Source organism: Blautia sp. DFI.6.71, assembly GCF_020593585.1.
Lineage (GTDB): Bacteria > Bacillota > Clostridia > Lachnospirales > Lachnospiraceae > Blautia_A > Blautia_A wexlerae.
The window spans coordinates 13,349-27,532 of sequence record NZ_JAJDMJ010000013.1 but is presented as its reverse complement, the minus strand read 5'-3'; the positions used below and the strand labels follow the sequence as shown (position 1 = coordinate 27,532).

Genomic DNA, 14,184 nt, shown 5'->3' with positions numbered 1-14,184 from the left:
GTTTCTTTTTTCTTCAGATTATTACAATACATTATGAAAAACAGGCAACAGCAACTACAGCGACCAACAACAATGTAAAAATATCGCAATTTATCACCTGCTCATAATGTATTGGTATTATAACACAAAAAACAATTTCTTTGTACTTTTCTCTTTTTTCGCCTATGGAATATTCTGGAAGCGGACCAAACAAAAAAGAGAACTATCCTGCCGGCAAAATTACCGACATAGATAGTTCTCTTATAATTTACTTCAAATCAATCCGGATAAAAACATCCGCTGAATTATTCATTGTCTTCTGTATCGTCTGCATCCTCAGCCATATCATCAGCTTCGTCCTCATCAGATTCTTCAACATCGAATTCTTCGTCTTCCGGAAGTTCTTCATCCATTGTGATCATCTCATCATCTTTGATTTCTTCATCTTCCGTAAGTTCTTCGGCTATATCTTCAACCTTTACTTCCGGTTCAGGCATTGTGCTGTTGAGTCTTACATCTCTGTAGCGTTTCATACCGGTACCTGCAGGAATCAGTTTACCGATGATTACGTTCTCTTTCAGACCGATCAGCGGGTCAACTTTACCCTTGATAGCAGCTTCAGTCAGGACTTTAGTTGTTTCCTGGAAGGAAGCGGCTGACAGGAAGGAGTTTGTAGCAAGAGATGCCTTGGTAATACCAAGCATAACCTGTTTTCCATCTGCAGGCTGTTTGCCTTCTTTTTCCATCTGCTCGTTAACGTCCTCGTATTCAAGGAAGTCAACCAGTGTTCCAGGAAGGAATTCTGTATCTCCGTTATCTTCGATACGGATTTTCTTCAACATCTGACGAACGATAACTTCGATATGCTTATCGCTGATCTCAACACCCTGGAGACGATATACACGCTGTACTTCACGGATCATATAATCCTGAACTGCACGTACACCCTTAATTCTCAGGATATCATGCGGATTTACGCTACCTTCTGTAAGTTCATCACCTGCTTCAAGGATCTGTCCGTCTGTGATCTTGATACGGGATCCGTATGGAATAAGGTAAGTCTTGGATTCACCTGTTTCCTGATCTGTAACGATAACTTCACGTTTCTTCTTAGTGTCATTGATAACAGCAACACCAGGAATCTCTGTGATGATGGCAAGACCTTTCGGCTTTCTTGCCTCAAAAAGCTCCTCGACACGAGGAAGACCCTGTGTGATATCTCCACCGGCAACACCACCACTGTGGAAAGTACGCATGGTAAGCTGTGTACCTGGCTCACCGATAGACTGAGCAGCGATGATACCGACAGATTCACCAACCTGTACCGGCTCGCCGGTTGCAAGGTTCGCACCGTAACATTTCGCACAGATACCAACTTTACATTTACATGTAAGGATTGTACGGATCTTAACTTTCTCGATAGATCCGCCTGTCTGGTTGTCCACGCCTTCTTTCATGATGCGGGCAGCACGTTTCGGTGTGATCATATGGTTGGCTTTTACGATAACTTCGCCATCTTTATTCTTAATTGTCTCACAGGAGAAACGACCTGTGATACGCTCCTGAAGTCCTTCGATCTCTTCTTTACCATCTACAAAAGATTCTACATACATACCTGAGATCTCATCTCTGTTTTCACAGCAGTCTGTCTCACGTACGATCAGATCCTGAGAAACGTCAACCATACGTCTTGTCAGGTAACCTGAATCGGCTGTACGAAGAGCTGTATCGGACATACCTTTACGTGCTCCATGTGCAGACATGAAGTATTCCAGTACGTCAAGACCTTCACGGAAGTTTGACTTGATAGGCAGCTCGATGGTGTGACCGGTTGTATCGGCCATCAGCCCTCGCATACCTGCAAGCTGTTTGATCTGTTTATCGGAACCACGGGCACCGGAGTCAGCCATCATGAAGATGTTGTTGTATTTATCAAGACCTGTCAGCAGAGCATGTGTAAGCTCATCGTCAGTCTTCTTCCATGTATCAACAACTTCTTTGTAACGCTCTTCCTCGGTGATAAGACCACGTTTATAGTTCTTTGTGATAAGGTCTACAGTATCCTGAGCCTGTTTGATCATTTCCGGTTTCTGAGGCGGAACTGTCATATCGGCAATGGCAACAGTCATGGCTGCACGTGTGGAATATTTGTAACCTGTAGCTTTGATCGCATCAAGAACCTCAGCAGTCTTTGTAGCACCGTGAGTATTGATAACTTTTTCAAGAATCTGTTTCAGCTGTTTCTTGGCTACCAGGAAGTCAACCTCAAGAAGAAGTTCATTTCCCGGAACACTTCTGTCTACGAAACCAAGATCCTGTGGAAGGATTTCGTTAAACAGGAAACGTCCAAGTGTAGATTCTACTGTACCGGTCAGAACGGATCCGTCCGGCATTGTCTTGCTGCAGCGAACATGGATTCTGGACTGCAGTGTGATTACTTTATTCTCATAAGCAAGGATTGCTTCGTTTACGCTCTTGAAGAACTTGCCTTCACCCTTGTTTCCAGGTCTTTCCTGAGTCAGATAGTAGATACCAAGTACCATATCCTGTGAAGGAACGGCTACAGGACCACCATCAGAAGGTTTCAGCAGGTTGTTCGGTGATAACAGAAGGAAACGGCACTCTGCCTGTGCTTCCTGTGAAAGCGGAAGATGTACGGCCATCTGGTCACCATCGAAGTCAGCGTTGAATGCGGTACAAACCAGCGGATGCAGTTTGATCGCTTTACCTTCTACAAGGATCGGTTCGAATGCCTGGATACCAAGACGATGCAGTGTAGGTGCTCGGTTCAGCATAACCGGATGTTCTTTGATAACATCCTCCAGAACATCCCATACAGCAGGCTCCAGCTTCTCAACCATTTTCTTGGCGTTCTTAATGTTGTGTGAAGTTCCGTTGGCAACAAGCTCTTTCATAACGAAAGGTTTGAACAGCTCAATGGCCATCTCTTTCGGAAGACCACACTGATAAATCTTAAGTTCCGGTCCTACAACGATAACGGAACGTCCGGAATAGTCAACTCGTTTACCGAGAAGGTTCTGACGGAAACGTCCGGATTTACCTTTCAGCATATCAGAAAGGGATTTCAGGGCTCTGTTTCCAGGACCTGTTACAGGACGTCCGCGACGACCGTTGTCGATCAGGGCATCAACAGCTTCCTGAAGCATACGTTTCTCGTTACGAACGATAATATCCGGTGCACCTAATTCCAGAAGTCTCTTCAGACGGTTGTTACGGTTGATGATTCTTCTGTAAAGATCATTTAAGTCAGATGTAGCAAAACGTCCGCCATCCAGCTGAACCATAGGACGAAGATCCGGCGGGATTACAGGAATCACTGTCATGATCATCCACTCAGGACGGTTTCCTGACTCGCGGAAGGATTCTACAACTTCCAGACGTTTGATGATTCTGGCACGTTTCTGGCCTGTAGCATCTTTTAATTCTTTTTTCAGTTCAACAGAATCTTTCTCAAGATCAATTGCCTCAAGAAGCTCTTTGATGGATTCTGCACCCATACCTACACGGAAATCATATCCATAAGCCTCACGTGCATCCTGATATTCTCTCTCTGTAAGTACCTGTTTGTACTGGAGTCCGGAATTAGCCGGATCCAGTACGATATAGTTAGCAAAGTAAAGAACTTTCTCCAGAGTTCTCGGAGAAATGTCAAGGATCAGTCCCATACGGGACGGAATTCCTTTGAAATACCAGATGTGGGATACCGGAGCAGCCAGCTCGATATGTCCCATACGCTCTCTACGTACAGAGGATTTGGTAACTTCTACACCACATCTGTCGCAGACAACACCTTTATAGCGAATCTTTTTGTACTTTCCACAGTGGCACTCCCAGTCCTTGCTCGGTCCAAAGATTCTTTCACAGAAAAGTCCGTCTTTCTCCGGCTTTAAGGTACGGTAGTTGATGGTCTCAGGTTTTAAAACCTCGCCTCTTGACCACTCTCTGATTTTCTCAGGGGACGCCAGTCCGATTTTGATGGCATCGAAAGTCATTGGCTGATATGTTTCATTGGCGTTAGTTGTTTCTGCCATGTATTCTTTCCCCTTTCTTACTCTTCGTCATTGTCTTCAAGAGCCTCATCCAGCTCAATGAAGTCATCCTCATCTTCATCCTCGTCAATGTCAACGAGTTCTTCTCCGTCAAACTCCTGCTTTGTATAGCCATGTTTGCCGTAGTCTTCTTCTCTGTCATGATGTCTTCTGGAATCTCCCTCGATGACAGAACGAAGGTCTGTGTCACCGTAATCTACAGATTCAAGAAGATGTACTTCTGTATTGTCATCCTTGAGTACCTTCACATCCAGACCAAGAGACTGAAGTTCTTTTAAGAGAACCTTGAAGGATTCCGGAATACCCGGCTCAGGAATATTGTCACCCTTGATGATTGCTTCGTATGTCTTAACACGTCCAACAACATCATCGGATTTTACTGTCAGGATTTCCTGCAGTGTGTAGGATGCACCGTATGCTTCCAGTGCCCAAACCTCCATCTCACCAAAACGCTGTCCACCGAACTGTGCTTTACCACCCAGTGGCTGCTGTGTTACCAGAGAGTAAGGACCTGTAGAACGTGCATGGATCTTATCATCAACCAGATGGTGCAGTTTCAGATAATGCATGTGACCAATTGTTACAGGACTGTCGAAATACTCTCCTGTACGGCCGTCACGCAGACGCACTTTACCGTCTCTGGAAATCGGAACACCCTTCCACAGTGCTCTGTGGGCTTTGTTCTCATCCAGATACTGCATTACATCCGGTGCTAAAATGTCTTTGTATTTCTCGCGGAACTCTTCAAAGTCTTCTGTGTTTACATAGTCGTTTGCAAGTTCCAGTGTATCCTGGATATCATGCTCGTTTGCACCCTGGAAAATAGGAGTTGCAACGTTGAATCCAAGTGCTTTCGCAGCAAGGCTTAAGTGAATCTCCAGGACCTGTCCGATATTCATTCGGGAAGGCACACCCAGAGGGTTCAGCACGATATCAAGAGGACGTCCGTTCGGAAGGAATGGCATATCTTCAACAGGAAGTACACGGGAAACAACACCCTTGTTACCATGACGTCCGGCCATCTTATCACCAACGGAAATCTTTCTCTTCTGTGCGATGTAGATACGTACGGACTGGTTAACACCAGGTGACATCTCATCGCCGTTCTCTCTTGTAAATACCTTGGCATCTACGATAATACCGTATTCACCGTGAGGTACTTTCAGAGAAGTATCACGTACTTCACGTGCTTTCTCACCAAAGATTGCACGAAGAAGTCTCTCTTCTGCCGTAAGCTCTGTCTCTCCCTTAGGAGTAACTTTACCAACAAGGATATCGCCGGCACGTACTTCAGCACCGATGCGGATAATACCACGCTCATCCAGATCTTTCAGTGCATCGTCGCCCACGCCAGGAACATCACGTGTGATCTCTTCCGGTCCCAGTTTGGTATCACGGGCTTCGCATTCATATTCTTCAATATGAACAGATGTATAAACATCGTCCATAACAAGTCTTTCACTGAGGAGTACCGCATCCTCGTAGTTATAACCTTCCCATGTCATGAATCCGATCAGCGGGTTCTTACCAAGAGCAAGTTCTCCGTTTGCTGTGGAAGGACCATCTGCGATAACCTGTCCTGCCTCTACGTGCTCACCCTGGAATACGATTGGTTTCTGGTTATAACAGTTACTCTGGTTACTTCTCAGATATTTAGTCAGATGGTAATCATCTTTTGTACCATCATCATTCTTAATGCTGATATCTGTAGATGTGGAACGAAGTACAGTACCAGATTTCTTTGCAACTACGCAGACACCGGAGTCAACTGCTGTCTTCACTTCCATACCAGTACCAACTACCGGAGCCTCTGTTGTCAGAAGCGGCACAGCCTGACGCTGCATGTTTGATCCCATCAGCGCACGGTTGGCATCGTCGTTCTGCAGGAACGGGATCAGGGCAGTAGCGACGGAGAATACCATACGAGGAGATACATCCATGTAATCAAACATATGACGCTCATACTCCTGAGTCTCTTCACGGAAACGACCGGATACATTCTTATGAATGAAATATCCTTCTTCGTCCAGAGGCTCATTCGCCTGTGCTACATGGTAATTATCCTCTTCATCAGCAGTCATATATACAACCTCATCTGTTACACGAGGATTCTTAGGATCTGATTTGTCGATCTTGCGGTATGGTGCCTCAATAAATCCGTACTGATTGATTCTTGCATAAGATGCAAGAGAGTTGATCAGACCGATGTTAGGACCTTCAGGTGTCTCGACAGGGCACATTCTTCCGTAATGGGAGTAATGGACATCTCGAACCTCGAATCCGGCTCTGTCTCGTGACAGACCACCAGGTCCCAGGGCGGAAAGACGTCTCTTGTGTGTCAGCTCACCAAGAGGGTTGTTCTGATCCATAAACTGTGACAGCTGGGAAGAACCGAAGAACTCTTTCACTGCTGCAGTTACAGGTTTAATATTGATCAGGGACTGTGGAGAAATATTCTCTGTATCCTGAGTTGTCATTCTCTCACGAACCACACGTTCCAGTCTGGAAAGACCGATTCTGTACTGGTTCTGAAGCAGCTCACCTACCGCACGTATACGACGGTTGCCAAGGTGATCGATATCATCGGCATTGCCAAGGCCATATTCCAGATGCATATTGTAGTTAATAGAAGCAAAGATGTCTTCTTTTGTGATATGCTTCGGAATCAGATCATGGATATCTCTGTGGATTGCTGCAATCCTGTCTTCTAATGTATCATTTTCTTCCAGAATGTTTTCGAGAACAGGGTAGTATACTGCTTCTGTAACACCGATGCTCTTTGGATCTTCGATTTCCGGAAGATAGTGGCGGATATCAACCATTAAGTTAGAAAGAACCTTGATTCTGCGGTCTTCCTCGCCAAGGATCCATACATATGGAACAGCGCTGTTCTGGATGGTATTTGCCATTTCTTTTGTCACAACAGTTCCTTCTTCTGCCAGGATTTCGCCTGTAGAAGCATCAACAACATCCTCAGCCAGTCTGTGACCAACGATTCTTCTGTTGAGGTGGAGCTTCTTGTTAAATTTATAACGTCCAACTTTCGCAAGGTCATATCTTCTCGGATCAAAGAACATTGCATTGATAAGGCTCTCCGCACTCTCAACTGCAAGCGGCTCACCCGGACGGATTTTCTTGTATAATTCAAGAAGACCTTCCTGATAGTTGGTGGATGTATCCTTTGTAAAACTTGCAAGGATCTTTGGCTCTTCACCGAAGAGATCAATAATCTCTGCATTGCTTCCTACACCAAGTGCTCGGATCAGAACAGTGATCGGAACCTTTCTTGTTCTGTCAACACGTACATAGAAAACATCATTAGAGTCTGTCTCATATTCCAGCCATGCACCTCTGTTCGGGATAACAGTACTGGAGAACAGTCTCTTACCAAGTTTATCATGCGCTATTGCGTAATAGATTCCAGGGGAACGTACTAACTGGCTGACAATTACTCGCTCTGCACCATTGATGACAAAGGTACCTGTAACAGTCATGATCGGTAAATCTCCCATGAAAATCTCGTGTTCGTTGATTTCCTCTGTTTCTTTGTTAATCAGTCTCACTCGAACCTTCAAAGGTGCGGCGTAAGTTGCGTCACGTTCTTTACACTGTTCGATAGTATATTTCGCATCCTTCTCGTCAAATGTAAAGTCGATGAATTCCAGGCTGAGCTTTCCGCTGTAGTCCGCGATCGGAGAAATATCATCAAAGACTTCCCTAAGTCCTTCATCAAGAAACCATTTATAAGAATCCCTCTGGACTTCGATCAGGTTTGGCATTTCCAGGACTTCTTCTTGTCTCTGGTAGCTCATACGCATGCTTTTTCCAGTTTTTACAGAACGAATTCTGTTTTTTTCCATTGACGTTTCACCCCTGTTTTTTCTTTAAATTTATTATAACTTGACCCTTTTTGTCAAAAGACATAAAGGCACATCTTGCCATAATATAGCATTCTTCACTATAGCACAGCAAGTTGCGCCTGTCAATCACTTTTTTGATATTTTTTTAATTTTTTCAAATAATTGCAGCAGTCGCTATTTCGTTACTGTGAACGGCGTGAACAGTAACGCTATTTCTTCGAGATTTTACTGTTTCTTACGTGGATACGATTTGAATATCCATTTTCTTCAAAACGATTGCCTTTATAACTGCTGATATGAGAACGGATAAATTCCGCCGCATATCCTCTGTTGCTGCGGAAGGAATTTCCGTCTGCCGAAATCCCCTTTGATCCGGCAATGCGCAGACCTGATTTTTTATTGGAACCACAGACATTTCCCTGCACAGAAGAATGATTGCTTCTTATATTGAGTTCAATTCCATTGATCGCATTTTCAGAAACAAAATTATCCGCTACCATTGCTGACTCACATCTCTGCAGAAGAATTCCTCTTGCCTTATTTTTAAAACTGTAATTACCATCAACCACACTCTTATCAATGCATTTTACAAGTATGCCATTTGCCGCACTGGTACTGACTCTGTTGTGTTCAATACGGCTTCCTGCTGCAAGCCCTGAAGCCAGAATCCCATCTTTCATAAATCCGGAGACTGTATTTCCGTAAATCCGGCAGATTTTCTGTGAAGCCTCTGTTCCGACTGCATAAATCCCATATCCGTTTCCGCCGGAAAGATTGTTATAGGAAACTCTGATATTGCTTCCCTTGGCAACACTGATCCCCACATTGTTGTAGGTATGACTATCAGAAAGTCTGACTGTGTTCCCCCTGCATGAACAGTCTTCTGCAAGGGAAAATTTAATTCCGTCGCAATTTCCGCTGATCGTATTATTTCTGGCTGTAACTCCGCGAATAATATATCTTCCCACCGGAATTCCATTGGTCGTCGGATTTGCTGTATTCTCAGGATCATCATCTTCAGAAGGAATAGTTTCTCCTGCTGAGCCCAGAGATACCTCGCCTGTGATCCAGATTCCATATCCATTCCATTGTTTGCCATCTATTACGGTTGGTTCCAGAACTGTGATCTGATTATCAGCGATCAGAATATTCTCTGCGTACTGATTTCCCTCCGGAGATACTTCCTGACCGCTGACAGTATGTGCATTTCTGGTATAAACAGAACGCACATAAACACCACCGCCCACATTTGTCATGGTATTTCCCGTCACAACCGTATCCTGATAATTCAGGCACCATATTGCTCTCTTTTTCAGATTATTAAACCGGTTGTTACTGATCGTGATATTTTTATACGGTTTATCAAACATCATGCTGTGGCTTCCAATGCCGGCAAATACATCTTCAAAGGTATTATCCTTTATCACAATGTTCTCACAGACACTTCCGTCATATGGAAGATATCCTGGGAAAATTCTCGGCATACAGGCATCAAGCTGGATACATTCCTGTCCGCCGCCTGTAAACTCTTTCCAGTAGCCCCTGAACGTACATCCTGTAATTTCCGCATTCTTCACTCCTGCAAGTTCCAGAAAATGCGATTTAAGGTTATTGAGAAATGTAACATTCTTCACTGTAACATTCGTAGCATGACCGATCCTAAAACCTACAAACCCTCCAGGTCCTCCCTTGTCTTCCACACATTCATAATTTGAATCCCAGATTCCGCCATCGATAGTTATATTACGGTATCCCTCGTATCCGCCTGCAGATTTCTGTGTATCGCCAAGACGGAGCAGGATTTCTTTTCGCGGTGAAGTCTTTGTTATCGTGGCACCCTCTGCATATAGATAGATATTGCTGTACATATGCAAAGTTCCCGTAAGTGTATAATTTCCGGGCGGCACGATAACTTTGCACTGCTTTTCATCCGTTGCCTTGTCCCTGGCCTGTGCCAGCAGTGTATTTAACTTTACAGTAATATCCTCTCCATCCTGCACATTCAGCACAAGTTCCTGCATATTTTCGCAGGACTGATCCGCATCCTCCGCAGAAAAAGTTTCAACGTCTCCATCACTGAAACCGTCGTCATCCCCAAATTCATTCTCTTCAGTTTTCTCTGCCGACTGCGTATCCGGTATTGACACATCTCCAAAAGTCTCTGAATCTTCTGATGAATCTTCAAACATCTGTCCTTCTTCCAGTTCAGCCGCCTGTACTTTTACACCTGCATATGGAGTCAGGCAAAGCTGAGCTGCAATGATGATACCAAATATGACTGCCGTTTTTCTTTTCATCATAGTCTGTAATCCTCCGGCTCTGTAAAAAAAGCAGGAATACCAGTGGCATTCCTGCTTGCAAATCTTCTATATATAATAGGAAGATAATTATTTAAGGTTAACCTTAGCGCCTTCAGCTTCAAGTTTTGTTTTGATATCTTCAGCTTCTGCTTTGGATGCGCCTTCTTTAACAACCTTAGGAGCTCCGTCAACCATTTCTTTAGCTTCTTTAAGACCTAAGCCAGTTACTTCACGAACAACTTTGATAACTTTAACTTTGTTTGGTCCAACTTCTGCAAGTTCTACATCGAACTCATCTTTCTCTTCTGCTGCTTCTGCTGCTCCAGCTGCTGCTACTACAACACCTGCTGCTGCGGATACACCAAACTCTTCTTCACAAGCTTTTACTAAGTCGTTTAATTCTAATACAGATAATTCTTTGATTGCTGCAATAAATTCTTCTGTTGTTAATTTTGCCATTTTAAATTCCCTCCATATAATATTATTTAATTCGGTAACTCTTCAGCATCCTCGTGGATGGTGATTTTCGAATAGTTACTAGATTCGTTTTATGCCTCTGGCATCAAAAATTATTCAGCTGCTGCTTCAGAGCCGTTTTTCTCAGCGATCTGATTAAGCACACGAGCGAAGTTTGTAATCGGAGACTGGATGCTTCCAAGCAGTTTGCCAAGAAGTTCTTCTCTGGACGGGATTCCAGCCAGTGCCTGAATACCTGCCTGATCGTTGTAGTTTCCTTCAACGATACCTGCAACTAATTCTAAAGCCGGTGCTTTCTTTGCGAATTTATCAAGGATTCTTGCAGGAGCAGTTGCGTCTGTAGCAGAGATTGCTATAGCGTTTGTTCCATGTAAGTGCTGGATAAGTTCTTCGCACTGAGTACCTTCGAATGCACGATGCATCATTGTGTTTTTGTATACTTTGTATACAACACCAGCTTCTCTTAATTCCTTACGTAAAGCAGTATCCTGTTCAACTGTAAGACCGCTGTAGTTAACAAGTACTACAGATTCTGCATCTTTCACGTTGTTGATAATTTCGTCTACGATTGGTTGTTTAAGTTCTACTTTTGCCATGAAATGGTACACCTCCTTATAGATTTTGTATACCGCTGCAAATGAGTAAATAAAAAGCCTTACTGTCTGGCAGTAGGGCTTGCGTAATCTTACATAAAAATATAAAGAATACTTAGTCCTCGGTAGGCGTTTACAACTTATGCCTTGCGGCACCTACTGTCTTCGGCAGCGTTCTGGTATAAGATAGCATATGAGATTTGAGTTGTCAAGAGGTTTTTTCGGTTTTTTGTTGATTTTTTCATTAAGGGACGCGTAAGCAGGATTCTCTTTTGGGGTTCAGTTTCGGGAGCAGGAACTCTAAGGCCTGCAAAATCTGCTAAGTGCATGAAAAAAGAAGGCAAAACTCGCCTGCGGCTCAGACAGTTGCCTTCTTTTTTCATAACGCAGATTCCGCAGGCCTAAGAGTTACTACACTCCCTGCAAGATTCACCCCAAAAGAGAATCCTGCTTACGCTGGTAATTGGAAAATTGTCGTTACTGTTCACACACCACTGTCCCGCGAGGTGTTTTGGCATGAATATGCCAAAATTCCATTGCCGCAGGCAATCTGGAATGAATTTTGGCTACGTTACTGTGAACGGAGTGAACAGTAACAAATCACGTTGTTCTTACATTGTTCCGAAGATACGGTCTCCGGCATCTCCAAGGCCTGGGCAGATGTAGGCGTGGTCATTTAACTCACGATCAAGGTGTCCACAGTAAATCTGAACATCCGGATGTGCTTCGTGGAGACGTTTGAGCCCTTCAGGGGCTGCGATGATGCACATGAATTTAATGTTTTTTCCGCCCTGTTTTTTGACAAAGTCAACGGCTGCTTCTGCGGAGCCACCGGTTGCAAGCATTGGATCTACGATCACTGAAATTCGCTCATCAATTGCTTCCGGGAGTTTGCAGTAGTATTCGTGTGGTTCATGGGTTACAGGATCACGATAGAGTCCTACATGGCCTACTTTTGCAGATGGCACAAGTGTGAGAATACTGTTTACCATTCCAAGGCCTGCGCGGAGCACAGGGATAACCGCCAGCTTCTTTCCTGAGATCATTGGTGTCATGCAGGTTTCAATAGGGGTTTCTACTTCTACATTTTCTACAGGAAGATCCCGGAGAGCTTCGTATCCCATGAGGATTCCAATCTCTTCTACTAATTTACGAAATTCATTTGTTCCTGTGTTTTTGTTTCTCAGCATGGATATTTTATGCTGGATCAGCGGATGATTCATAATATAAACGTTTTCCATTATCTTAATTCCTCGCTTAGTTGAATATTTGTTACTTTTTATAAATTCTACATCTGCTTACGTACAATGCGGTATTCGTCACCCATCTTGAAGTATGGACACTGATTGAAGTTTCCGGTGATGAACTTCACCATTTCATCTTCGTCAAGATTTATTTCACAGGTGTAGCATTCATAGTCATCATCATAACTGTAGTTTACACAATATTCGCAGTTTACTGCATCGGACATTATTTACTCCTCTCTTTGTTTCCGGCATATTTCATTTCTATCCGGTATCTCCTTTTGGATTTTTTCTGTTGCCTTTGTACCTGTGCAAAGTTTGCTGTTTCTGATATACTATGGTGTTGGGATCAAAAGATATTTCTTCCCTGAACTATTGCTTATAGCAATTCCATAAAATAACTATGAGGTTACATTTATGATATTATATCATATATCTGCAAAAAAATTAATAACACGCTGTACTTTTTCAATGCTCGCAGCATCTCTTATATTATGTCCGGCTGTTTTTTCCGGATGTTCGGCAAAAACGGAAAATGTCAAAAATACGGATGCCGGTTCCCAGGATCCCATCTCTGCCACTGCGATCAAACTGAATACTGCAGTTACGGTCACTATCTATGATTCTCAGGACAGAGAGCTGCTTACAGAATGCATGAATCTTTGTGACAAGTATGAGAAAATATTCAGCCGCACCGCAGATGACAGTGAATTATATCAGTTAAACCATCGGGAACTTACACCTGTGAAGGGAACAGAGGATACTTATCAGGTGTCGGCTTCTCTGGCGGAGCTGGTTTCTAAGGGACTTGATTATTCTGTATTATCTGAGGGTGCATTTGATATTGCTATTGAACCGCTGACTTCTCTGTGGAATTTTACTGCTGAAAATCCAAAAGTGCCCAAGGACAGTCTGATCCAGGCAGCACTGCCCAAATGCAATTATCACAATATCTCTGTTGATACAGATAAAAATGAGATTACATTAAAGACAGACGATACTGCAATCGAACTAGGTGCCATTGCCAAGGGTTATATCGCAGACCGCCTGAAGGATTATCTGGTTTCTCAGAATGTAAAAAGTGCGATCATCAATCTTGGCGGAAATGTTCTCTGTATTGGCGAAAAAACAGACAATTCTGCTTTTAAGATCGGGATCCAGAAACCATTTGCAGACCGAAGCGAAACTATTGCTGTTATGGACATCAGGGATAAGTCAGTGGTTTCCTCAGGAATTTATGAGAGATGCTTTGAACAGGATGGCACTTTGTATCATCACCTGCTCAATCCTAAAACCGGCTATCCTTATGATAACGGGCTGATTGCAGTTACCATTATTTCCGATCAGTCTGTGGACGGGGATGCGCTGAGCACGACCTGCTTTGCTCTTGGTCTGGAGGATGGCATGAAACTGGCCGAGTCTCTGGACGATGTACAGGCATTTTTCGTAACTTCTGATTATGCGATTCACTATACCAGAGATTTCCAGAAAAAAATCAAAGTTACGGAAACAGAATAAATCTGTCTCTGATGACTTAAATTGAAAAAACAGAAATATAAATCAACAATTATTAACTGGTGTTTTGACTTAAGTCAACCTTGTACAGATGACAAAAGTCCCCTGCTTATTGCTTTTCGCAACCTCCGCAGGGGACTTATCCG

Annotated in this window: 8 protein-coding genes and 1 other annotated feature; of the genes, 1 reads left to right on the top strand and 7 read right to left on the bottom strand. The window is 43.5% G+C overall.

Annotation, left to right across the window (positions count from 1 at the left end):
* Nucleotides 1-284: 284 nt before the first annotated feature.
* The 7 genes from rpoC to LJE12_RS07705 form a co-directional block, all read right to left on the bottom strand.
* Nucleotides 285-4,031 (bottom strand): DNA-directed RNA polymerase subunit beta', encoded by a 3,747-nt coding sequence (rpoC, locus tag LJE12_RS07735; protein ID WP_227292140.1) that lies wholly within the window; start codon nt 4,029-4,031, stop codon nt 285-287.
* Between the two features lie 17 nt (nt 4,032-4,048).
* Nucleotides 4,049-7,909, bottom strand: coding sequence for a DNA-directed RNA polymerase subunit beta (gene rpoB, locus LJE12_RS07730; protein ID WP_008705171.1), 3,861 nt, complete (start codon nt 7,907-7,909; stop codon nt 4,049-4,051).
* 209 nt (nt 7,910-8,118) lie between these two features.
* Complete coding sequence (locus LJE12_RS07725; RefSeq protein ID WP_055059740.1) at nt 8,119-10,209, bottom strand: right-handed parallel beta-helix repeat-containing protein; 2,091 nt, start codon at nt 10,207-10,209, stop codon at nt 8,119-8,121.
* An 87-nt stretch (nt 10,210-10,296) separates the two neighbouring features.
* Nucleotides 10,297-10,668 carry a 50S ribosomal protein L7/L12 gene (rplL, locus tag LJE12_RS07720; protein ID WP_008705176.1) on the bottom strand — a complete coding sequence of 124 codons (372 nt, stop codon included), beginning with the start codon at nt 10,666-10,668 and terminating at the stop codon, nt 10,297-10,299.
* 110 nt (nt 10,669-10,778) lie between these two features.
* On the bottom strand, nt 10,779-11,282 hold the full coding sequence (rplJ, locus tag LJE12_RS07715; protein ID WP_025580230.1) for a 50S ribosomal protein L10: 504 nt from the start codon (nt 11,280-11,282) through the stop codon (nt 10,779-10,781).
* Between the two features lie 41 nt (nt 11,283-11,323).
* Nucleotides 11,324-11,466 (bottom strand) — a sequence feature (ribosomal protein L10 leader region).
* Nucleotides 11,467-11,890: 424 nt separating this feature from the next.
* The gene (upp, locus tag LJE12_RS07710) at nt 11,891-12,520 is read right to left on the bottom strand and encodes a uracil phosphoribosyltransferase (protein ID WP_055053923.1); all 630 of its coding nucleotides are present in this window, start codon (nt 12,518-12,520) and stop codon (nt 11,891-11,893) included.
* Nucleotides 12,521-12,567: 47 nt separating this feature from the next.
* The gene (locus LJE12_RS07705) at nt 12,568-12,750 is read right to left on the bottom strand and encodes a DUF6472 family protein (RefSeq protein ID WP_008705180.1); all 183 of its coding nucleotides are present in this window, start codon (nt 12,748-12,750) and stop codon (nt 12,568-12,570) included.
* 190 nt (nt 12,751-12,940) lie between these two features.
* Here LJE12_RS07705 and LJE12_RS07700 point away from each other — a divergent pair, with 190 nt between their 5' ends.
* The gene (locus LJE12_RS07700; protein ID WP_195278122.1) at nt 12,941-14,041 is read left to right on the top strand and encodes an FAD:protein FMN transferase; all 1,101 of its coding nucleotides are present in this window, start codon (nt 12,941-12,943) and stop codon (nt 14,039-14,041) included.
* Nucleotides 14,042-14,184 lie beyond the last annotated feature (143 nt).

What these genes read in the sequence shown, in the direction of transcription:
- LJE12_RS07725 (WP_055059740.1), bottom strand. Translation starts at nt 10,209, where the DNA reads ATGATGAAAAGAAAAACGGCAGTCATATTTGGTATCATCATTGCAGCT.
- rpoB (WP_008705171.1), bottom strand. Translation starts at nt 7,909, where the DNA reads ATGGAAAAAAACAGAATTCGTTCTGTAAAAACTGGAAAAAGCATGCGT.
- rplJ (WP_025580230.1), bottom strand. Translation starts at nt 11,282, where the DNA reads ATGGCAAAAGTAGAACTTAAACAACCAATCGTAGACGAAATTATCAAC.
- LJE12_RS07705 (WP_008705180.1), bottom strand. Translation starts at nt 12,750, where the DNA reads ATGTCCGATGCAGTAAACTGCGAATATTGTGTAAACTACAGTTATGAT.
- rpoC (WP_227292140.1), bottom strand. Translation starts at nt 4,031, where the DNA reads ATGGCAGAAACAACTAACGCCAATGAAACATATCAGCCAATGACTTTC.
- rplL (WP_008705176.1), bottom strand. Translation starts at nt 10,668, where the DNA reads ATGGCAAAATTAACAACAGAAGAATTTATTGCAGCAATCAAAGAATTA.
- LJE12_RS07700 (WP_195278122.1), top strand. Translation starts at nt 12,941, where the DNA reads ATGATATTATATCATATATCTGCAAAAAAATTAATAACACGCTGTACT.
- upp (WP_055053923.1), bottom strand. Translation starts at nt 12,520, where the DNA reads ATGGAAAACGTTTATATTATGAATCATCCGCTGATCCAGCATAAAATA.